This is a genomic window from Streptomyces sp. SID13726 (assembly GCF_010548375.1).
Taxonomy (GTDB): domain Bacteria; phylum Actinomycetota; class Actinomycetes; order Streptomycetales; family Streptomycetaceae; genus Streptomyces.
Window position 1 is genome coordinate 1 of the sequence record NZ_JAAGLY010000588.1, and the last position, 418, is coordinate 418.

General features: G+C 75.4%; 1 protein-coding gene. It reads left to right on the forward strand.

Going from position 1 to position 418, the window contains the following annotated elements:
* Positions 1-418, forward strand: a 418-nt coding sequence (locus G3I78_RS49270; RefSeq protein ID WP_203616577.1) for a hypothetical protein, incomplete at both ends; no start/stop codon positions are given.

Sequence of the window (418 nt, forward strand, 5' to 3'; positions counted from 1 at the left end):
GTCGGGCGGCGCGAAGGCGAAGCGCACCGGGGGTCGCACGTCCGGGCGCCGCAAGGCGACCGAGATCGCCGAGCCGGAGGTCGAGACCCCGGCCGCGGCGGCGCTCGCGGAGCTCGGCGAGGCCGTCGGGCGCTCGTCGCGCCGGGGCGAGCCCGTCGTGACCGAGAACGCCGAGGTCGACGGCGAGACGACGCCCGTCGAGCAGCCGACCGACGAGCCCGCGCTCGTCGCGACGACTCCGGAGACCGACGACGACGCGCCGTCGGGCGAGGACGTCCCGATGGAGGTGCGCGTCGCGCAGACGCTGGCCGACCTCGAGGCGTCCACGAGCGGCCCGGTCACCGCGTCGGTGCTCAAGCGCACGGTGTTGTGCAAGGACCCGACGTTCAGCGAGGCGGACTACGGGTTCCGCAACTTC